This is a genomic window from Flavobacterium pectinovorum (assembly GCF_022802975.1).
GTDB classification, from domain to species: Bacteria; Bacteroidota; Bacteroidia; order Flavobacteriales; family Flavobacteriaceae; genus Flavobacterium; species Flavobacterium pectinovorum_B.
Map to the genome: position 1 here is coordinate 198,672 of NZ_JAFEVZ010000005.1, position 23,010 is coordinate 221,681.

Sequence of the window (23,010 nt, forward strand, 5' to 3'; positions counted from 1 at the left end):
GAATCAATCTGTATTTCAAACCTTTTTTAAGTCGGGATTTTGCGATAGAAAAAAAGAAAAAATGAAACCAAAGTCAATTTGAAGTTTCAATATCAATTCTAAAAAAATGCAAATTAAACAACGTACTATTCTTTACATTGTTGTTTTTTTATCTTTTCTAAACTGCAAAATTATGGCTCAAAATTCCTTAAATTTAGCAAATACGAAAGGACAGGAATTGATTATTGTTTCTTCTGATGAAGATACAAAAAAAGCAGCCATTCTTTTAAAAACCTACTTAGACCAGGCTTTTGACAATCCCTTTATTATTCAAAATAACAAATCAGAAAACACAGGCAACTCAAAAATCATAATTGAAATTAATAAAGAAAGCTCCGGTGAAAATGATTGCTTTGTAATTAAAAGCGATGAAAAAAACCTTTATTTAATTGGTCCTAATGCAAAAACGTTACGATATGCTGTTTATACTTTACTGGAAACATGGGGCTTTAGAAAATACACTGCAAAAGACACTTTTATTCCGAAGCTGAAAGAAGTAACATTTTCAAAAAATTTCAGCAAAAACTACAATCCTTCTTTTGAATATCGGGCCTTATTTTATCCTGATTGTTACGATGAAAATTTTAGAGACTGGCACAAACTGGATTGGCAAATCGATGATTTTGGCATTTGGGGACATTCGTTTTATAAATTACTAAGTGCTAAAGAATATTTTGAAACAAATCCATCCTTTTTTGCTTTATACGAAGGCAAACGAAATTCAGAATCATTATGTATGACTAATAATACTGTAGTGAAAATTGTTTCAAAAAAAATGAGTGAAATTATAAGTCAAAACCTAAAAGCCAGCTTCTTTTCAATAAGCCAAAACGATGATGTTGTGTATTGTGAATGCGATAAATGTAAAGCTTTAAACGAAAAACATGGAGGCCCGCAGGGATCTTTGTACTATTTCCTAAATAAAATTGCTGTAAAATTTCCAAAAACTAAAATAGCAACTCTAGCCTATCACCATTCCTATCAGGCTCCCAAAAACATTAAAATTAAGCCTAACATTTATACGCTTTTTTGTCCAATCGAAATGAATCGCGGTAAATCCATCGAAGATATAACTGATAATAATTTTTTGAACATTCTTAACAAATGGAGTACCACAACAGACCATTTGTATTTATGGGATTACACCGTTGAATTTACCAATTATCTTTCTCCTTTTCCAAACCTTCATACTTTTTCTAACAACTACAAATTATACCAACAAAATAAAGTCAAAGGACTGTTTGTACAAGGTTATGGTGATATTGCTGGTGATTTATATGAATTACGACAATATCTTTTAGCCAAAATAATTTGGGATACCAATACCGATGTTGAAACCATAACAAATGATTTTCTAAATGGTTTTTATGGAAAAGCTTCCCCATTTATCAAAAAATACATTGATTTACTTATTCAAAATCAGCAAAAAAATAACCGCTATCTGAATATTTACACCAACCCAATAGAAAGCAGGAACACATTTCTCTCTCCTGAAGCAATGGATCAATACGATCAGTTGATAAGCGAGGCAGAAATGGTTTCCAGAAACGAGCCTGTAATAGCAAGGAGAATTTTAAAACTAAGATTAGCATTAGAATACGTGTATTTTGAACAGGCAAAATTTTACGGAAAAGGACTTCACGGAATGTATCAAAAAAACGGAGATTCATTTTCTGTTAAAGACAATCTGGAAAACAGGGTTGAAAATTTTGTAAAAAACTGTTCAGATTTTGGAATTTATGAACTCAGTGAAGACGGTTTAAGCCCTGAAGAATATCTGAAACAATGGAAATACATTGCCCAAAATAATGTTGTAAATCATTTAGGCGAAGGTCTGAAATATGAATTTGTAACTCCGCCTGACGCCATGTTCAATAATAAAAAAGAAAACGGACTGCATGACGGAATAAAAGGGTACAAAGATTTTAATCTAAACTGGACAGGCTGGTACGGACAAAATGCCGAAATAAGTATTGATTGTAATAATATCCAATTTAATTCACTGGATTTTCAATGTCTGGAGGATCAAAGGCATTGGATTTTTCTACCCTCAAAAATTATATTGAAAGGATTCAAAAATCAAAAATGGGAAACCATAAAAGAACAAAAATCAGAACACATATCTAAAAATAAAAACGTTACAACAAAAAACTACAGTTTTAATAAAATTGACTTTAGCGTTTTTGAAAAAATAAAAATTATTTTGATTCCTGAACAAAAATTACCGGCATGGCGGGAAAGAAAAAATAAAAAGCCAATGCTTATGATAGACGAAGTAATACTCAGGTAAATTAACCCAAGTCTTGGCCCTCACGAATTTTATTGCGGGTTATAAAGATATTAAAAATGATATTTTACTACAAAACACACTACTGATTAACGATGTTTTTCGTATTTCTCTCTTACAAAGGGGATTTAATGCTATCTTTGCAAAAAATTAATGCAAATGAGTACTTTCGAAAAATTCAATCTTCCAAAATCATTACAAAAAGCAGTTGACGAACTAGGATTTGTTACCCCAACTCCTATTCAGGAAAAATCTTTTTCTGTAATTATGTCCGGCCGTGATATGATGGGAATTGCACAAACCGGAACCGGTAAAACATTTGCGTATTTACTGCCTCTGTTAAAATTATATAAATTCACCAACACCAACACGCCAAAAATCGTAATTCTGGTTCCAACCCGAGAATTAGTAGTTCAGGTTGTCGAAGAAGTTGAAAAACTAACCAAATACATGTCGGTTAGCACTTTAGGGATTTTTGGTGGCGTAAACATCAATACACAAAAAAAAGCGGTTTATGAAGGAGTTGATATTTTAGTTGGAACTCCCGGCAGAACAATGGATTTAGCTTTAGACGCCGTTATTCGATTTGATGAAACTCAAAAATTAGTTATTGATGAGTTTGACGAAATGCTGAATTTGGGTTTCCGCACACAATTGACAGCACTTTTGGCCATGATGAAAACTAAACGCCAGAACATTTTATTCTCTGCAACCATGACAGATGAAGTCGATGCTGTATTGAATGATTTTTTTGATTTCCCGGAAGAAGTTACGCTTGCAGCTTCAGGAACGCCGCTTGAAAAAATTACTCAGATTACTTATAATGTTCCTAATTTCAATACAAAAGTAAATCTGTTGAAACATTTATTGGAAACTGACGGAAGCATGAACCGTGTTTTGGTTTTCGTAAACAATAAAAAGATTTCAGATATGCTTCACACTCGTATCGAAGAATATTTTGAAGGTCAGTTTGGAGTAATTCACTCGAATAAATCTCAAAATTACCGTTTGAGTACCATGGCCGAATTTCAGGAAGGAAATCTTCGTGGCTTGATTACAACCGATATTATGGCAAGAGGTTTGGATATTTCTGATATCACTCATGTAATCAACTTTGAACTTCCGGAAGAACCTGAATTGTATATGCACCGAATTGGTCGTACAGGTCGTGCAGATTCTACTGGAACCGCTATTAGCTTTGTTTCTCCAAGAGAAGAAGAATTTAAAATTGAAACGGAACTTTTGATGGATCGGGAACTTGAAATTACTGATTTTCCTGAAGAAGTTGAAATTTCAACCAAACTAATAGAACCTGAAAAAGACAAACAGCCGATTAAGTTTTTAATGAAAAAAGTAAAATTGGATGGTGACGGTGCTTTTCATGAAAAATCTAAAAAGAACAAAAAAATCAACCTTGGAGGTCCTTCAAAAACAAAAAAGAAAACGCACGGTTCTGTTAACAGAAATATGTTGAAGACACGAGATAAGAAGAGAAAAGATAAGGATAAATAGTTTTTTTTAAGGGGCTAAGATTCTAAGTTACTGAGGTTTTTTACTATATAACAAAAAAGGGATGAAAAAACTCATCCCTTTTTTGTTATCCTAAACTTAGTCCCTTAGTATCTTAAAACCTCAGTGGCTTTAAAACTATATTTTCGTAAAAACCAACCCAACAGGTGAACACAACTCAATTTTCTTTCCTGTATCTTTAAGTTTTCCGGTAATTTTATCTCTTTTAAAAATAATAATATCATTTGTGTACTGATGCCCCACTAAAAGATAATTTCCTGTTGGGTCAATTGAAAAATCCCTTGGACCTTTTCCTAAAGTACTTTGTTGTTCAACTAGCTCTATACCTCCGTTTTTAAAAATTTTATAAACTGAAATATTGTTAGCATCTACACGATCAGTTACATATAAAAACTTTCCGTCAGGCGAAATTTTAATTGCTGCCGCACTAGTACCTCCCTTAAAATCTTTTGGCAGAATACTTGTCTCGGCTATCTTTTTTAAGCTTCCGCTTTTATCATAGCTAAAAGTCGTCAGCGTTGCATCTAATTCCTGTATTAAATACACAAACTTACCATCCTTGCTAAAAGTCAAATGTCTTGGTCCACTTCCCGCTTTTACATCAACACTTCCTTTTAATGTCAGCATTTCGTTTTTAGAATTTGGATTGTATTTATAGATAAAAACTTTGTCCAGCCCTAAATCATTAGACAAAACGAATTTTTTATCCGGCGAAAAAACAACCATGTGTACGTGAGCTTTTTCCTGACGCGCAGGATTGGTGCCTTTTCCTTCATGCTGAATCAGCTGTTGCACTGTAGAAATACTTCCATCAGTATTCTTTTTATAAACTACAATATTGCCACCGGAATAATTAGCAACAATTACATTTTTATCATCATTAATCAAATGACAAGGATCAGCTCCTAAAGCATCATTTTTATTCAGAAAATTAATCTTACCTGATTTTGCATTAAATCCAAAAGCACTTACAGTACTTTGCGGTCCATTTTCATTTACGGCATAAACAAATTTATTATCTGCCGAAACCGATAAATAACTCGGACTTACAACATTCTCCGAAGAGTTTTTTAACTTAAAATCTCCTGAAGCAGCATCAAATTCGTAAACATAAATCCCTTTACTTTCGCAAGTATTGGTATAGGTTCCTACCAATAAATTAAATTTATTCTGGGCCTGCAAATTACTGAAAGCCATAGCTAAAAAAAGCATAACATATATTCTTTTCATATTTTAAAGTGGTTTTTTGAATTAGCTAAAATAGACAATAATATCTTTTACAACAGCTTTTTAACCTATAAATGAATTTTGAAAAATTATAGTATTCAAACTATACTTCAGACTTTCCAAACCATATAAGTAGTATAAGTTCACTCATTGGGTGTAATTAATTTTTGATGATAGTTTTTCGTCAGTTTGACGTTTTTAATAATTACACCCAATTAGTTAACTTCATTTAAATTTACTTAAAATAAAAGTTTACTTATATTCTGTTATATTACTTATATGGTTTAATAAAAAGCTATACTATTTTAAGTAAAAATTTGTATTTTTGACGAGTATGTTTGCGAAAAAAACGTCTTGAAATAAATCAAAGCCTGAATGCATTTTAAAACCCCCGAAATTCTATACTTTCTGTTCTTATTGATTGTTCCTATTTTGGTTCATTTATTTCAATTACGACGTTTTAAAACCTCTTATTTTACCAATGTTCGTTTTTTAAAAGAACTTGCCGTTCAGACTCGTAAAAGTTCTAAAATCAAGAAAAGATTATTATTAACCACACGTTTATTTTTACTGACTTGTGCCATTTTAGCTTTTGCCCAGCCTTTTTTTGAAGCCAAAGACAGTAAAAATGCATCAAACGAAATGTACATTGTTCTGGATAATTCATTTAGTATGCAGGCAAAGGGAAAAAAAGGTGAATTATTAAAACGTGCTATCCAGGAATTACTCGAAAACACTCCGGAAACTGCTCAATTTTCATTGTTAACCAATACCGAAAACTTCTGGAATACGGATATCAAATCTTCTAAAAGTGCTTTACAAAATCTAAAATACAGTGCCACACCTTTTGAACTTTCATCGATAATAGCAAAGATAAAAGCGCATAAATCAGCACATAAAAAAGATATTGTCATTATCACTGATGCTGTTGGTTTAACTGAAAAAGATGTAACAAACATTGATTTTCAAGACAAACCCTACTTTATAATTCCGGAAGCAGAACAAAAAAACAATATTTCTATTGACAGTGTTTTCATCAACCAGACTTTAGAAAATTTCTACGAAATAGGAATCAATTTATCTGCACACGGAGAAGATTTCAGACCTGTTTCAACTGCTTTATACAACCAAAATAAATTAATTGCAAAAACGATTATCAATTTTGATTCGAAGAAAAAGAAAGTCAATTTTACGATTCCAAAAGAAACATTTCACGGATATGTAACTATTGAAGATAATGGTCTGACTTACGACAACAAGCTTTATTTCAGTATTTCAAAAGCTAAAAAAACAAATATTATTAGTATCGGAGAACCAGAAAAAAGCATTTTCTTATCGAGAATTTATACTTCATCCGAATTCAATTACAGCAATTATCCGCTCACCAGTTTAGACTATAATGGCTTAGAAAAACAGAACACCATTATTCTGAACGAATTAATTGAAGTTCCTCAAGCATTACAAACCACTTTAAAAGCCTTTGTTTCTAAAGGCGGAAATTTGGTTGTTATTCCTTCTGAAAAAAGTTCTGTTTCAAATCTGAATGCTTTTTTAGGAAATTTTGGAAAAGTTCAATTCAATAACCTTAAAAAAGAAGAGAAACTAATTACGAAAATCAATTTCGATCATCCTTTATTTTCCGGAGTTTTTGAAAACAAAATAACAAATTTCCAGTATCCAAAAACAAACAGTTCATTTGAAATTTCAAGTCCGTATCCCGCAGTTTTATCTTATGAAGATCAAAGTGTTTTCGTGAGCATGATTCAGAATCCCGTTGCAGGAATTACTGTTTTTTCAGCACCAATAAACACTTCTAATTCAAACTTTCAACAGTCGCCCTTAATTGTTCCTCTTTTTTACAAAATGGGACAAAACAATCAAAAAACGGGTGTAAATGCTTTGACAATTGGCAACAACCAGCCTTATTTTGTGGATGTTTTATTGAGTAAAGATGCCATTTTAGAAGTAAAAGGAAATGAAGATTCTTTTATTCCGATTCAGCAAATATTGAATAATAAAGTAAAACTAACCTTTAATGATTTCCCCGAAACAGCCGGAAATTACAGTGTTTTTGATAAAAAAGAATCAGTCGAAAACCTGTGTTTCAATTACAAAAGAAGCGAAAGTGATTTGAGTAAGGTAAATACAAACGTAGTTTCCGATTTTAAAACCGCCGATACCATTTCGACCATATTTAACACCTTACAAACTGAACGAACAGACAGTCAAATTTGGAAATGGTTTGTTATCTTTGCACTGTTATTTTTAGCATTAGAAATGGCGATCATCAAATTCGTGAAGTAAAGCTTATGGTTTTCTTTTTTTTTAGTTTGTCATTCCGAGGAACGAGGAATCTCCGCGAGAAACTCGACAAAGATTAGCTTTCCGTTGTGGAGTTACTTGCGGAGATTTCTCCTCTGTCGAAATGACAAACTGTATGACTAAAAATGTTAGAAAATTACAATTTCAATTTAAAATAAATTTATCTATATATGAAAATAATCATCAGAAGCGCCAAAATTATCGATTCAAAAAGTCCGTTTCATAACCAGACTGTTGATCTTTTAATTGCAGATGGTTTAATAGAAAAAATAGGAACATCCATTCTTGACATCGACGATACAACAGAAGTTAAGTTTGAAAACCTACACCTCTCTCAGGGATGGTTTGACAGCAGTGTTTCTTTGGGCGAACCGGGTTACGAAGACAGAGAAACAATTGCAAACGGATTGAATGTTGCTGCAAAAAGCGGATTTACAGCCATTGCTTTACAGCCTAACTCCTACCCGATTATCGATAACCAATCGCAGGTAAATTTCGTAAAAAATAAAGCAAATGGTTTTGCCACAGAACTCTTTCCTATTGGCGCCTTGACTAAAGCCAGCGAAGGAAAAGACATGGCCGAATTGTTTGATATGAAAAAATCAGGAGCCATTGCTTTTGGAGATTATAATAAAAGTCTTGACAACGCCAACCTCCTTAAAATCGCCTTGCAATATGTGCAGGATTTTGATGGTTTGGTAATCGGCTATTCGCAAGATGCTAACATCAAAGGAAACGGAGTGGCAAACGAAGGAATTGTTTCAACAAGATTGGGCTTAAAAGGAATTCCGAATTTAGCCGAAGAACTGCAAATTTCAAGAAACTTATTTTTATTGGAATATACCGGAGGAAAACTTCATATTCCAACCATTTCTACAGCAAAAACAGTTGAATTAATTAAAGAAGCCAAAGCAAAAGGTTTACAAGTTACCTGCAGCGTTTCTGTGCATCATTTAGTTTTAACAGACGAAAAACTGGAAGGTTTCGATACCCGCTTTAAAGTGACTCCTCCATTACGAACCGAAGCCGACAGAAAAGCGCTTATCAACGCCGTTTTAGACGGAACAATTGATACAATTACCTCAGATCACAATCCGATTGATATTGAATTCAAAAAAATGGAATTTGACACTGCCAAAAATGGAACAATTGGACTGGAAAGTGCTTTTGGAGCTTTATTGACTGTTTTACCTCTGGAAACTGTAATCGAAAAACTAACTTTAGGAAAAGCCATTTTCGGAATTGAAAATAATTCAATTACTGAAGGTTCAAAAGCTAATTTCACATTTTTTACTCCGGAAGGAAAGTCAACTTTTACTACAGCAAACATTCTTTCAAAATCTAAAAATTCTGCTTTTTTAGGAACTGAAATTAAAGGCTCTGTGTACGGAATTTTAAATCAAAATCAACTTGTTACAAAATAATACAATGAATAACACAATCGAAGAAGGAAAATCAATTGCGATTACCAGTTATATCTTAATTATCGGAGTATTAATTGCAATGTCAATGAACGCTGAAAACAAAAACAATTTTGCTTCTTTTCATATTCGTCAGGCCTTAGGATTGTCTTTAACCTTCATCTCTTTTGGAGCTATAATTAGTAATTTCGATAGCTTTTTTATCACTTTCCCAATGTGGATTTGTATTTCAATCCTATGGACTTTCGGTATTTTTAATGCCATACAAGGACAGACAAAACCAATTCCATTAGTTGGAAATCTATTTCAAAAATGGTTTAAATCTATAGGATAAAAAATTCAATTTTTGAAATTTGAAATTCCAAAACTGAAACTCACATTTTACAATTCACAACTTACATTTTACCATTAAAAAAATGAATCTATCTTTAGAATATAAAATACAGGAACCAAAAGTTATTCTGAAAAAAAATCCTGTATTGCTTTTATTACACGGATATGGCAGCAACGAAGCCGATTTATTTTCGTTTGCCACAGAACTCCCGAATAATTATTACATCATTTCTGCAAGAGCCCCTTATGATTTACAATACGGGGCTTATGCCTGGTATGCGATTAATTTTGATGCCGACCAGAACAAATTTTCAGATAACGAACAGGCCAAAACTTCACGTGATATTATCGCAAATTTTGTAGATGAATTGGTTGCCAATTATCCTATTGATGCAAATAATATTACCTTAATCGGTTTCAGTCAGGGTTCTATTTTAAGTTACTCCGTTGCGCTTTCTTATCCTGAAAAAATTCAGAGAGTTGTGGCAATGAGCGGTTATTTTAATGAAGAAATCATCAAAGACGGTTACGAGAAAAACGACTTTAAAAACCTGAAAATATTTGCTTCACACGGAACTGTAGATCAAGTTATTCCAATTGAGTGGGCCAGAAAAACACCTTCAATTTTAGAAAAGCTAAATATTCCGGTTACTTATAAAGAATATCCTGTTGGACATGGTGTTGCACCTCAGAATTTCTTTGATTTTAAGAATTGGCTGGCTTTGTAAATAATAAAAAGTGAAATGTAAAATGACAAATCAAATTACATTTCACTTTTTTATTTTCTTTTAATTCTCAAATAGAGAATCATAGTACTTAATGTAGAAATAAACTACAGGTTTTATTTTTGGTATAATAAAGACTGATTTACTTCAAAATCAATTGACTCGTCATCATTTACAAAGTATTTCAACAAAACCTCTCCCCATAATTCTCCATTGCTGTAATCTGCAATAATCCATCTGTGGTTTAATACTTTTACTTTATTGATAATAAATTTATTAGGACCAATTTTATCCTGACCTGTATAAGGATTTCCGTCTGGATTTGCATTTAAGTCCAATAATTTCTCCGTCACAACCGGAATCAGTTTTTCGAATAAAATAACTTTACCACCAGAAGCGCTGTTATCAAAGTAATTTTGTGCATTTTCATTGTTTTCCAATGAAAAATAATTTGATTCTGCCAGTTTTGTTGAAACTGTATTTATGCTGTCTCTTAATTTTTTAGTTGTTTTATCATATCTTTCCGTCTCAAATTTTATTTCTCTGCTATAAAACATATAAGTAAAAATATTCATTAGGATTGCTAATAAAAAAAGATAAAGCATTAAGGATTTCTTCATTTTGTAGGTATAATTAAATTGTAATTTCTAAGTTGTCATAGGCCAGAAAAACATTTTCAGGAAGTTGTTTTTGTACTTCTTCGTGAAATCCTAAAACGTGGCTAATGTGAGTTAAATAAGCTTTTTCTGGCTTGACTAAATTTATAAAATCAAGTGCTTCCTGCAGATTAAAATGAGTGTCATGCGGTTCTACACGTAAAGCATTCACAACCAAAACTTTTAAACCTTTAAGTTTCTCAATTTCGGTATTTTCAATGGTTTTTACATCAGTTAAATAGGCAAAATCATCGATTCTATAACCAAAAACCTGTAAATCGCCGTGCATGACATTAATCGGGATTGCTATTTTATCTCCTATTGCAAAAGGAGTGTCATTGATTACTTCAATCGTTTTTACACTTGGAGCACCCGGATATTTATTTACTGTTTCAAAAACATAATCAAAACGCTTTTTTAAATTATCAATCACACGCTGGTGCGCATAAACCGGAATTTCGCCTTGTCTGAAATTATAGGGACGAATATCATCTAAACCGGCTGTATGATCTGCATGCTCGTGTGTGAATAAAATTGCATCGAGTTTTCGACAGCCGCAGGAAAGCATTTGCTGCCTGAAATCAGGCCCGCAGTCTACAACGTATGAATGTTCGTCCCATGTGATCCAAATAGACACACGAAGCCTTTTATCCTTAGCGTCTGTGCTTTTACAAACAGGGTGATCAATCCCAATAATGGGAATACCCTGAGAAGTACCGGTACCTAAAAAATAGATCTTCAATTGAACTTGTTTTTTTTACAAAAATAGGGATTATTTCTCTTTCATTAGAACGCTAATTTACTAACTTTGTAACAAATCTATTCAAAATAAAATGGGCACAGAAATAAAACTCAAAGGTGACAAGGTCATCGCTCAGATTCCTTCTATAAAAGACAAAGCATTACGCATTAATTTAAACGAGAATATTTACGGAACTTTTGCTGAAATTGGAGCTGGACAGGAGACAGTCAGGCACTTTTTCAGATCCGGAGGTTCATCAGGTACGATTGCAAAAGCCATGTCTGCCTACGATAAAGATTTTAGTGATGCCGTTTACGGAGTTGAAGGAGATGGTCGGTATGTAACTGAAAATCGTCTCAAAAAAATGTTAACCTTTGAAGGAGAACTGATTGAAGAACGTTTAAGCAGAGAAAAACACCCAAACAAACTTTTTTTCAGTTATGCCAATACGGTCGCCACGATAGATTTTGCCAAACAATTTAAAGGACACGGCTGGGTTGGAATCAGATACCAGATTGAACCTGACGAAGCCTATAACGAAATTATTCTTCACATTCGTTTTAAAGAAACCGATGCCCGATTACAACAGGAAACATTAGGAATTTTAGGTGTTAACCTGATTTACGGTGCTTTCTACAAATATAATGACCCGAAACGATTACTTCGTTATTTATACGACCATTTAGACAAAGATCAGCTGGAAATCGACACCATTAACTTTTCAGGACCACGTTTTGCCGATGTTGACAATCGTTTAATGAGTTTACAACTGGTTAAAAACGGAATGACTGATGCTGTAATGTTTAATCCTGAAGGAAAAAACGTTTTACCGGCAGCTGTTTTATACAAAAAGAACCTTCTTGCTTTCAGAGGAAGTTTCCGTCCGGTTACCAATGTTAATCTTGATATGTATGAGAAATCGTTAAAAATGTTTCTCGAAGAAAATAAAGTCGAAAAAGACAATACTCTGGTAGTCTTTGAAATTACACTTTCAAATTTACGCTCAGATGGTGAAATTGATGAGCGTGACTTTATGGACAGGGCAGAATTACTTTGTTCGTTAGGACAAACGGTTATGATTTCTAACTTCCAGGAATATTACAAGGTAGTTGAGTATTTTTCTAATTATACCAAAGCCCGCATGGGATTAGCCATGGGAGTTAATAACTTAGTCGATATTTTTGATGAGAAATATTACCGCCATTTGAGTGGTGGAATTCTGGAAGCTTTCGGAAAATTATTCTATCGCGACATGAAAGTATTTTTATATCCGATGTTGGCTGAAGATGGTGAAATCATTACTTCTGAAAACCTAAAAGTACATCCAAGAATGAAGGAATTATACAAATTCTTTAAATTCAACGGAAAAGTAGTTGATATTTTAGATTACAATCCAAATATATTAAATGTATTCTCTCGTGAAGTTTTAAAAATGATTGGTCAGGGAAAACCGGGCTGGGAACCAATGCTGCCATCCGGAGTTGCAGAAATCATAAAAGAGCACCATCTTTTTGGATATCATCCACAAAAAGAATTAGAACAAAACTAAACCAAATTTTATTGGTTCAAAATCATAAAAAGTCCAAAAAAGAGCGATTCTTTTTTGGGCTTTTTTATTTCTCAAAATTTATTTCATTTTACTGCGTTCTACATTATAATTTAAATTTTTAGTACTTTTAATAAAAAATAAAACCATGAAAATTATAGCCTTTGCAGGAAGTAACAGCCAACAATCAATCAATAAACATTTAGCAGCTTATGCAGCCAGTCAATTTGAAAATGCTGAAGTAGAAGTTTTAGACCTCAACGATTTTGTCATGCCGCTATTCAGCGTTGATTTAGAAAAAGAAATTGGCCAGCACGAAATTGCAAAATCATTTCTAAAAAAAATAGAAAGTGCCGATATTCTGGTTGTTTCTTTGGCAGAAAATAACGGAAATTACTCGGTTGCTTTTAAAAATGTTTTCGATTGGAGTTCCAGAATTATCAAAGATATTTTTCAGCAAAAACCAATGCTTTTGATGGCAACTTCTCCCGGAGCAAGAGGTGGTGCTTCTGTTTTAGAAATTGCAAAAACCGCTTTTCCAAGATATGGCGCTCTGGTAAAAGGACTTTTTTCATTACCTTCTTTCAATGCGAATTTTGATTTGGAAAAAAATGAAATCTCAAATATTGAATTCGATAATGAGTTAAAAACAATTGTAAAAAACAGTTTCAATTAATGAAAATGAAACAAATCGTTTTTGCATTTATTTTGCTAAATATCATTTTCTTGCAGGCCTCCTACTCTCAAAAATATAGTACGGTTGACAATATCGTTTTGAAATATCCTAAAAATTTCGATAGCACAGAAGAATTAGCTGAAAAAATAGAAAAAGATTTCAATTCAGATGATGAAAAAGCAAGGGCCATTTACAGTTGGATTGCGTTTAATATAAAATACGATTATGCTTCTTTTTTAAATCCGCCAAAAACACAAAGTTTTTCGTATCGCACCGAAGCCGAAAAACAGAAAAAAATACGAGAGTTTAATAACAATATACTTCAAAAGGCATTTAAATCTAAAAAAGCAGTTTGCGAGGGTTTTACTCTTTTATTTCAGCATTTGACTTCATTAGTTGGAATAAAATCACAAGTTATTAAAGGCGATTCAAAAACAAGACTGGCTGAGATTGGCCGAAAAAACACCTCTTCCAATCATGCATGGAATACCGTTTTAATTGATAAAAAATGGCGTTTAGTTGATGTTACGTGGGGACAAGGTTATTACGACAGTAACAAGGGGAAAATGGTAAAAGATTTTGATCCGGCTTATTTTGATACAGAACCCGATTATTTTTTTGCAAAACATTTTCCTGAATCAGGTAGTTTTTCTGGTCAAAAATTAAACAAAGATGATTTTCTAAATGGTCCTTTAATTTACAACAAAACAATTTCAGGAGACAATAAAATCATAGCACCGGAATCTGGAATAATTGAAGTCAATAATGGCGATAAAATAACTTTTGTGATTAAAAACATTTCAAAATCAGATCCCTTTTATTATGTAAATAAAAAAAACCAGCCTGTTAGAATAGTAAACTCAAAGGAAAAAAGAGGCACTTTGGAGTTTCAGGTTACTTTTGATAAAACCATCGGGGATTATATTACATTTTATCTGGATACAAATAGTATTGTTTCTTTTAAAGTAATTTCAAAATAGATAAAATTAATCTGTTGGGTAAAATTAAGGATTAGATGACAGGCTGAGCGGAGTCGAAGCCCTTTCGTGTTCAAAAGCCTTCGACTAAGTTTATCCTGAGCGAAGACGAATGGACTCAGAATGACATCAATTCCTTAATTTATAGATAATGATTTACTCACTATTTATATTTTTCAATCTACCCCAACGAATTAGAATCAATCTCTGTTCTTGTAATTTTCTTCTTCTTTGAAATTGGCGTAACTTAGCAGTTATTGATTTGAAAAACATTAACAGCTTGAATTATGGAAACAACTTTTTTGAAATCAATCTTAGATAATGATTTCTATAAATTTACGATGCAGCATGCTGTAATCAGGCTTTTTCCAAAAGCAAAAGTTCGTTATGGCTTCATCAATCGCGGCAAACATGTTTTTCCTCCGGGTTTTGCCGATTTGCTTCGAAAATCTGTCGATGCAATGGCAGATCTGAAACTGACAAAAGACGAAAAAAATTATCTATCACACTACTGTCCGTATCTTGATCCTACCTATTTAGATTTTCTGCAGGGTTATCGTTACGATCCTTCAGAAGTTCAAATTATCCAGGAAGGCTCAGAAATCAAAATTGCAATTGAAGGTTATTGGTATCGTACTATTTTATGGGAAGTGCCCTTGATGGCTTTAATTTCTGAACTTTTTTATAAATCAAATCATCTAATTCGTTTAAATGATGACGCCATAAAAGAACTCACCAAAAACAAAATTGACAATTATAATAAACTGGGGGTTTCTGTTTTAGAATTTGGTACCAGACGCCGTCATTCTTACGAAGTCCATAATTTGGTAAATGAAACATTGAAAACTTATGGTGCACAAAGTTTCATTGGAACCAGCAATGTACATTTTGCCATGATTAACAACAAACGCCCTTTAGGAACTCATGCGCACGAATGGTTTATGTTTCATGCAGCCCAATACGGTTTTAAAACAGCAAATTTTATCAGTCTTGAACATTGGACACAAGTTTACGGAGGCGACCTCGGAATTGCTTTAACCGATACTTATACAACAGACATTTTCTTCAATCAATTCGATAAAAAACATTCCAAACTTTTTGATGGCGTTCGGCATGATAGCGGTGACCCTGTTGAATTTGCACAAAAAGTAATTTTACATTATACGAAAATGGGAATCGACCCAAAATCTAAAGCGATTGTTTTCTCAGATTCTCTTAATTTTGATAAAGTTAAAATCATAGCCGATTTTTGCAGGGATAAAATCAGAATGTCTTTTGGAATCGGAACCAATTTTACCAATGATGTCGGTCTTCCATCGATGAATATGGTGATTAAATTGACCGAAACAAAGCCGGACCATGCTAGTTGGCAAGGCGTTGTAAAACTTTCTGACGAAAAAAACAAAAACACGGGAACGCCCGAAATGATTGCTTTAGCCAAACAAGTACTCGGAATCTGATTCTATTTTTTGGTTACAAAATCATTTTTTTATATTTTTAACGATTACTATTTTTTAAAATCAATTAATTACGCTTTTCAGGTACTTTTATTGATAACTTTAAAATAATACGCTTTCATTTTTTATGCAGAAATGGTACATTAGCCAAAAATCCAAATTCATTTATGCTAGAGCAAAATCAATATAACGAAGATAATATTAGATCCCTCGATTGGAAAGAGCATATTCGTATGCGTCCCGGAATGTATATCGGAAAATTAGGAGACGGATCTTCACCGGATGACGGTATTTATATTCTTTTAAAAGAGGTTTTAGACAACTGTATTGATGAATTCGTAATGGGTTCAGGAAAAACTATCGAGGTTACCATCAAAGACAAAACGGTTTCTGTTCGTGATTACGGACGTGGAATTCCGCTGGGAAAAGTAGTTGACGTAGTTTCGAAAATGAATACTGGTGGAAAATACGATTCTAAAGCTTTCCAGAAATCGGTTGGTTTGAACGGTGTCGGAACAAAAGCGGTAAATGCTTTGTCCAATTATTTTCGGGTAGAATCTGTACGTGATGACAAACAAAAAGCAGCGGAGTTTTCTGCCGGAAATTTGGTTCAGGAAGAAGACATTATTGATACCACAAAGCGTAAAGGAACCAAAGTAACTTTTACGCCAGATGAAACGATTTTTAAAAACTATAAATTTCGTTTAGAATATGTCATTAAAATGGTTAAAAACTATTGTTACCTGAACAATGGCCTGACAATTATTTTTAATGGTGAAAAATATATTTCTGAGAATGGTCTTCGGGATTTATTAGAAGAAACCATCAACGAAGAAGATTTAGAGTATCCGATTATTCATTTGAAAGATCACGATATCGAAATTGCTTTAACACACAGTAAAACGCAATACAGCGAAGAATATCACTCTTTCGTAAACGGTCAGAATACCACACAGGGAGGAACACACTTAGCGGCTTACAGAGAAGCGATTGTAAAAACGATTCGGGAATTTTACAACAAAAATTTTGAAGCTTCAGATGTTCGAAAATCGATTGTAAGTGCGATTAGTATTAAAGTGATGGAACCTGTTTTTGAGTCTCAGACCAAAACAAAATTAGGTTCTACAGATATGGGTTCTGATGATGGAACGCCGGCGGTTTCTGTTCGAACTTTTGTAAATGATTTTGTAAAAAATAAATTAGACAATTATTTACATAAAAATCCACCGACAGCCGAAGCTTTATTGCGTAAAATTCTTCAGGCTGAACGCGAAAGAAAAGAATTGTCAGGAATTAGAAAACTGGCAACAGACCGTGCTAAAAAAGCCAATCTTCATAATAAAAAATTAAGGGATTGCCGTGCGCATCTTCCTGATACGAAAAACCCAAGAAACTTAGAAAGCACACTTTTTATTACCGAGGGAGATTCGGCTTCGGGATCGATTACTAAGTCGCGTGACGTAAATACACAAGCCGTTTTCAGTTTGCGTGGTAAGCCTTTGAACTCCTACGGAATGACCAAGAAAATTGTATATGAAAACGAAGAATTTAATTTATTGCAAGCTGCATTGGACATCGAAGACGGATTAGAAAAATTACGTTACAACAATATCGTAATTGCAACCGATGCCGATGTCGACGGAATGCATATTCGTTTATTACTGATTACCTTTTTTCTTCAGTTTTTCCCTGAATTAATCAAAGAAGGACATTTGTATATTTTGCAGACACCTCTTTTTAGGGTTCGAAACAAAAAAGAAACAATTTATTGTTATTCTGAAGATGAAAGAAAAGATGCGATTGAAAAACTAAAACCAAAGCCGGAAATCACCCGATTTAAAGGTTTGGGAGAGATTTCTCCGGATGAGTTCAAAAATTTTATTGGAGACACCATCCGCCTTGACCCGGTTATGATGGACAAACATACTTCGATTGAGCAGTTGTTATCTTTCTATATGGGAAAAAACACACCGGACAGACAGGAATTTATTATCAAGAACCTGAAGGTCGAAATTGATGAACTGGAAGAAATATAAAAAATGGAAAAGAAGAAATTAATTTATGCCGCACTAGTGTTTATTGTAAGTTTTGCAATCACGTATGTTTTAATTAAAAATTATAAAAAGAGTCAGCATACAATTGAAAATATTAAGGTTAAATAAAAATAATATTGTCAAACGATCTTCAAAATAAAGTCATTTTCCAGCAAGTTGCGGAGCTATTGCAAAATGCCCGACAACAAGTTTTACGTACTGTAAACTCAACAATGACAATTACTTATTTTGAAATTGGAAGAATTATTGTTGAAGAAGAACAGAATGGAAAAGATCGGGCGGAATATGGAAAACAGCTTTTAAAAGGTCTTTCTCAACAATTAACAGATGAGTTTGGAAAAGGGTTTTCTGTAGATAATTTACAGAATATGAGGAAATTATATTTGGTATATTCAATTTCCGAGACAGTGTCTAATATTTCTGAGGATATTAATCAAAAATACGAGACAGCGTCTAGTATTTCTAAAATCCAAGATAGAATAGAATTACCTAAAATTGCTTTGAACTTTATATTGACATGGTCTCATTATCTATTTTTGATGAATATCGAAGAGCAAAAAGAGAGAAAGTTTTATGAAATTGAAGCAATTAAATACAAATGGAGTCTTAGAGAATTAAAACGACAGTATAATTCTGCACTTTATACAAGATTATCTTTAAGTCGTGATAAAGAAGGTATTCTGGAACTTTCAAAAAAAGGTCAGATTATTGAAAAACCGAAAGATATTATTAAAGATCCTTATATTCTTGAATTTTTAGGATTACCCGAATTAAATCAATATTCAGAATCCCAATTAGAAGAAAAAATCATTAATAAGCTTGAGAATTTCTTAATGGAATTAGGACATGGTTTCACTTTTGTTAGCAGACAGCAAAGGATCACTTTTGATGACAAACATTTCAGAATTGACTTAGTTTTTTACAATAGAATATTAAAATCTTTTGTGCTCATTGATCTCAAAATTGGCGAATTAAAACATCAGGATTTAGGTCAGATGCAAATGTATGTGAACTATTATGATAGGGAAATGCGATTGGAAGATGAAAATAAAACTATCGGAATTATTCTCTGTCAAAATAAAAGCGAAGCTGTAGTTAAATATACTTTGCCGGAACATAATGAACAGATTTTTGCCAGTAAATATAAAACCGTTTTACCAAGTGTTGAAGTTTTGAAAAAACTTCTTGAAAACAAATAAGATTATAAAATTATAATTTCGAATATAATTAAATGAAAGACGAAGAAGACGATAATATAATTCCAAACGACGACGAGAACACTCAGGATGGCAACCAGATTGATGACAATCAGACTGGAGATGACGATGAGATTATCGACGTAGATGCGAAACACTTTGAAGGGCAGCATTTTTACGAAAATCAGGAAGAAGAAGGCGAAGACGTTATTACGAAAGTAACCGGAATGTACAAGGACTGGTTCCTGGATTACGCTTCTTACGTAATTCTGGAACGTGCGGTTCCTGCTATCGAAGACGGATTTAAACCGGTTCAGCGTCGTATTATGCACTCTTTAAAAGAGCTGGATGATGGTCGTTATAATAAAGTTGCCAATGTTGTTGGTCACACCATGCAGTATCACCCACACGGAGATGCAAGTATTGGTGATGCCATGGTACAAATTGGTCAAAAGGATTTATTGATTGACTGCCAGGGAAACTGGGGTAATATTTTAACTGGTGACGGAGCTGCAGCTTCGCGTTACATTGAGGCACGTTTATCTAAATTTGCTCTGGAGGTTTTGTATTCTCCAAAAATTACCGATTGGGGTGTTTCGTACGATGGTCGTCGTGCAGAACCAAACAATCTTCCGGTGAAGTTTCCATTGCTTTTGGCACAGGGAGCAGAAGGTATTGCAGTAGGATTATCAACGAAGGTTTTACCTCATAACTTCAATGAATTAATCGATGCTTCGATTAAGATTCTAAAAGGAAAAGCTTTTACATTATATCCTGATTTCATGACACAAGGTATTGCCGATGTGTCTAATTATAATGACGGACTTCGTGGTGGACGTGTGCGTGTGCGTGCTAAAATTTCGCAGTTAGACAAAAATACACTGGTAATTACGCAGATTCCGTTTTCGACCAATACCACGACTTTGATTGATAGTATCCTGAAAGCCAATGATAAAGGAAAAATCAAAATCAAGAAAATTGAAGACAATACCGCTGCCGATGTTGAGATATTAATTCATCTTTTTCCGGGCGTTTCACCGGATAAAACAATTGATGCTTTGTTTGCTTTTACAGCCTGTGAAACTTCTGTAGCGCCATTAGGCTGTGTTATTGAAGACAACAAACCATTGTTTATCGGGGTTTCTGAAATGTTGAAAATATCGACACACAGAACCGTTGATTTACTACGTCAGGAACTGGAAATTCAGCTAGAAGAATTAAAAAACAAGTGGCATTTTTCTACTTTAGAAAAAATCTTCATTCGTGAAGAAATGTACATTGATTTCAAATTGTATTCAGACAGAGAATCGCTTTATAAATATTTATACGATCGTTTTGAGCCGTTCAAAAAATCATTTGTCAGAGAAATTAATGATGATGATTTGCAAAGACTAACTCAGATTCCGATGATTCGTATTACTCGTTTCGACTCTGATAAAGCTGATGACTTTATTGCGAAATTAGAAGAAGAAATGAAGGAAGTTGAGCACAATCTGGAACATCTTACCGATTTTGCCATTGGCTATTTTACGAAATTAAAAGAAAAATACGGAAAAGGCCGTGAACGTCAGACAGAACTTCGTGTTTTCGACAATGTTGAAGCTACAAAAGTAGTTTTAAGAAACACCAAATTATACGTAAACCGTGAAGAAGGTTTTGTTGGAACCAGCTTAAAGAAAGACGAATACGTAGGTGATTGTTCTGACATTGATGACGTTATCGTGTTTTTAAGAGACGGAACATTAATGATAACAAAAGTCGATGCCAAAACGTTTATCGGAAAAGATATTATACACGTTGCCGTTTTTGATAAAAGCGATAAACGTACGATTTACAACATGATGTATCGTGATGGTAAATCAGGCCCTTCGTACATAAAACGTTTTAATGTTTCGGGTGTAACACGTGATAAAGCTTACGATTTAACGAACGGCACAAACGGTTCTCAGGTGGTTTATTTTTCACATAATCCAAATGGAGAAGCAGAGGTTGTTACTATTTTATTACGTCAGATTGGAACAATAAAAAAATTGAAGTTCGATATTGATTTTGCCAAATTAGCCATTAAAGGTCGTGCTTCGAAAGGGAATTTGGTAACCAAATATCCAATTAAAAAGATTGAATTAAAAGAAAAAGGAATTTCAACTTTATTGCCAAGAAAAGTTTGGTTTGATGATACGGTAAAACGTTTAAATGTTGATGCCAGAGGTGAATTGCTGGGTGAATTTAAACCAAGTGATAAAATTTTGATTATCAGCCAAAGCGGAAAACTAAAAGTCATTATTCCTGAATTGTCTACCCATTTTGAGGAAGATATGATTGTTCTGGAAAAATGGAAGCCTAAAAAACCAATTTCCGCCATTTATTATGATGGAGAAAAAGAACGTTATTTCCTGAAACGTTTCCTTGTAGAAAATGAAGGAAAAGAAGAAAGTTTTATTACAGACCACCCAAATTCGCAGTTAGAAATTGTATCAACCGATTATCGACCGGTAGCGCAATTGGTTTTTGCAAAAGTAAAAGGAGTACAAAAAGAAGATCTTCATATTGATATTGAGGATTTTATAGCCGTAAAAGGTTTTAAAGCTTTAGGAAACCAATTAACTACGGAGAAATTAAAACAAGTTAATTTATTAGAGTCACTTCCTTACGAAGAACCTGTTGAAGAAGTTCCTGAAAAACCTGAAATCTCAGAAGATGATTCTGTAGAAACTGAATTAGATGATGACGGGCAGATTGGTTTGGTTTTAGAATAATTTTTACAAATAGAAATCAATAATTACAAAAAATGCCCTTTTCAGAGGGCATTTTTATTAAACTTTATTCATTAACCTGAGTTGATTAATCCAATACAAAATTATTTACAAATCAATGATATTGATTAATATTCCTGCAAGGTCTTTTTCGAGACCTTGCAGGTATTCGATCATTAGTATTGATACCTACAAGTTAAAAAAACCTTGCAGGATAAACAATTCAAGATGTTTTTTTTTAATAATCGAGCTCAGGTTCATTAACTAACTTCAGTTCGATTATTACATCAATAAAAAGGTTTCGTAAAAAGTACATCAATTGCCTCCTGCTTTAACTGGAGATTTATTAAATTTTAGAAAGACAATCTGGCTTTAGCCAAAAAACCAACACTCTTTTTATTTAGCTAAAGCTGTAGGCTATTCAATAATAACCGAACTCAGGTTATTATTTTAAAATCTGAGCAGCGTGTTCTTTTGTTTTTACCTGCGAAATAACCTCATCAATAATTCCGTTTTCATCGATTACGAACGTTGTCCTGTGAATTCCGTCATATTCTTTTCCCATGAATTTCTTTGGTCCCCAGACACCAAAAGCGTTGATTACTGATTTATCTTCATCTGCCAAAAGCGGAAAAGGAAACTCGTATTTGTCTTTGAATTTTAATTGCGCTTTCTGACTATCGGCGCTTACTCCCAAAAGTTCATAATTATTAGCTTTAAAACGCTCGAAATTATCTCTTAAATCACACGCTTCTGCTGTGCATCCGGGTGTGCTGGCTTTTGGATAAAAGAAAACCACTAATTTTTTTCCGGCATAATCTGCCAGTTTATGCGCTTTACCATCCTGGTCAATTCCTGAAAAATTCGGGGCTTTATCTCCTTTTTGTAATGTTGTCATCTTTTATAATTGTTAAGTATCAATTGTTAATTGTTTTTTCTGCCCCGGATTAAAGTGAAAACCCCGGAATTGTAAAAGTTTACATTTTTTGCATTAAGAAAGCGACCGGAGGAAGCTCTTGTTAATGCTTAAAAATGTTACTTTGACAATGAGGAGTTGAAACGGAAAGCC

Annotated in this window: 17 protein-coding genes; 13 read left to right on the plus strand and 4 right to left on the minus strand. The window is 33.3% G+C overall.

All coding sequences use genetic code 11. The annotated features are described in order from the left end of the window. Positions 1-172 precede the first annotated feature (172 nt). Both FLV_RS09410 and FLV_RS09415 read left to right on the plus strand, forming a co-directional pair. Positions 173-2,329, plus strand: coding sequence for a DUF4838 domain-containing protein (locus FLV_RS09410; RefSeq protein ID WP_243233203.1), 2,157 nt, complete (start codon positions 173-175; stop codon positions 2,327-2,329). 156 nt (positions 2,330-2,485) lie between these two features. Beyond that, the gene (locus FLV_RS09415; RefSeq protein WP_243233205.1) at positions 2,486-3,838 is read left to right on the plus strand and encodes a DEAD/DEAH box helicase; all 1,353 of its coding nucleotides are present in this window, start codon (positions 2,486-2,488) and stop codon (positions 3,836-3,838) included. Positions 3,839-3,973: 135 nt separating this feature from the next. On the opposite strand, the gene FLV_RS09420 is transcribed toward FLV_RS09415, so the two are convergent. After that, entirely contained in the window at positions 3,974-5,086 is a 1,113-nt protein-coding gene (locus tag FLV_RS09420) for a lactonase family protein (RefSeq protein WP_243233208.1), read from the minus strand. 372 nt (positions 5,087-5,458) lie between these two features. On the opposite strand from FLV_RS09420, the gene FLV_RS09425 reads away from it, so the two are divergent. From FLV_RS09425 to FLV_RS09440, 4 genes are all read left to right on the plus strand, one after another. Next, complete coding sequence (locus FLV_RS09425) at positions 5,459-7,387, plus strand: vWA domain-containing protein (protein ID WP_243233209.1); 1,929 nt, start codon at positions 5,459-5,461, stop codon at positions 7,385-7,387. Between the two features lie 188 nt (positions 7,388-7,575). Further along, positions 7,576-8,829, plus strand: a complete 1,254-nt coding sequence (locus FLV_RS09430; protein WP_243233210.1) for a dihydroorotase — start codon at positions 7,576-7,578, stop codon at positions 8,827-8,829. 4 nt (positions 8,830-8,833) lie between these two features. Beyond that, the gene (locus tag FLV_RS09435; RefSeq protein WP_243233212.1) at positions 8,834-9,160 is read left to right on the plus strand and encodes a hypothetical protein; all 327 of its coding nucleotides are present in this window, start codon (positions 8,834-8,836) and stop codon (positions 9,158-9,160) included. A gap of 82 nt (positions 9,161-9,242) precedes the next feature. Further along, positions 9,243-9,887: an alpha/beta hydrolase gene (locus tag FLV_RS09440; RefSeq protein WP_243233217.1), complete on the plus strand. Its 645-nt coding sequence runs from the start codon at positions 9,243-9,245 to the stop codon at positions 9,885-9,887. A 113-nt stretch (positions 9,888-10,000) separates the two neighbouring features. On the opposite strand, the gene FLV_RS09445 is transcribed toward FLV_RS09440, so the two are convergent. Both FLV_RS09445 and FLV_RS09450 read right to left on the minus strand, forming a co-directional pair. Beyond that, positions 10,001-10,504, minus strand: coding sequence for a hypothetical protein (locus tag FLV_RS09445; RefSeq protein WP_243233219.1), 504 nt, complete (start codon positions 10,502-10,504; stop codon positions 10,001-10,003). 13 nt (positions 10,505-10,517) lie between these two features. Further along, positions 10,518-11,282: an MBL fold metallo-hydrolase gene (locus FLV_RS09450; RefSeq protein ID WP_243233221.1), complete on the minus strand. Its 765-nt coding sequence runs from the start codon at positions 11,280-11,282 to the stop codon at positions 10,518-10,520. Between the two features lie 91 nt (positions 11,283-11,373). Here FLV_RS09450 and FLV_RS09455 point away from each other — a divergent pair, with 91 nt between their 5' ends. The 7 genes from FLV_RS09455 (at position 11,374) to FLV_RS09485 (ending at position 21,944) form a co-directional block, all read left to right on the plus strand. Beyond that, a complete protein-coding gene (locus FLV_RS09455) occupies positions 11,374-12,831 on the plus strand; it encodes a TonB-dependent receptor (protein ID WP_243233223.1) in 1,458 nt (485 codons plus the stop codon). A 145-nt stretch (positions 12,832-12,976) separates the two neighbouring features. Next, positions 12,977-13,504, plus strand: a complete 528-nt coding sequence (locus FLV_RS09460) for an NADPH-dependent FMN reductase (protein ID WP_243233225.1) — start codon at positions 12,977-12,979, stop codon at positions 13,502-13,504. A gap of 5 nt (positions 13,505-13,509) precedes the next feature. Further along, positions 13,510-14,484 carry a transglutaminase domain-containing protein gene (locus FLV_RS09465; RefSeq protein ID WP_243233227.1) on the plus strand — a complete coding sequence of 325 codons (975 nt, stop codon included), beginning with the start codon at positions 13,510-13,512 and terminating at the stop codon, positions 14,482-14,484. A 284-nt stretch (positions 14,485-14,768) separates the two neighbouring features. Then, positions 14,769-15,941, plus strand: coding sequence for a nicotinate phosphoribosyltransferase (gene pncB / locus FLV_RS09470; protein ID WP_243233230.1), 1,173 nt, complete (start codon positions 14,769-14,771; stop codon positions 15,939-15,941). Positions 15,942-16,105: 164 nt separating this feature from the next. Further along, positions 16,106-17,974, plus strand: a complete 1,869-nt coding sequence (locus FLV_RS09475) for a DNA topoisomerase IV subunit B (protein ID WP_243233233.1) — start codon at positions 16,106-16,108, stop codon at positions 17,972-17,974. A gap of 134 nt (positions 17,975-18,108) precedes the next feature. After that, positions 18,109-19,191 (plus strand): YhcG family protein, encoded by a 1,083-nt coding sequence (locus FLV_RS09480; protein ID WP_243233234.1) that lies wholly within the window; start codon positions 18,109-18,111, stop codon positions 19,189-19,191. A gap of 32 nt (positions 19,192-19,223) precedes the next feature. Then, entirely contained in the window at positions 19,224-21,944 is a 2,721-nt protein-coding gene (locus FLV_RS09485; protein WP_243233235.1) for a DNA gyrase/topoisomerase IV subunit A, read from the plus strand. 442 nt (positions 21,945-22,386) lie between these two features. Here the strand turns inward: FLV_RS09485 and bcp are convergent, their stop codons facing one another. Beyond that, positions 22,387-22,839 carry a thioredoxin-dependent thiol peroxidase gene (gene bcp, locus FLV_RS09490; RefSeq protein WP_243233237.1) on the minus strand — a complete coding sequence of 151 codons (453 nt, stop codon included), beginning with the start codon at positions 22,837-22,839 and terminating at the stop codon, positions 22,387-22,389. Positions 22,840-23,010 lie beyond the last annotated feature (171 nt).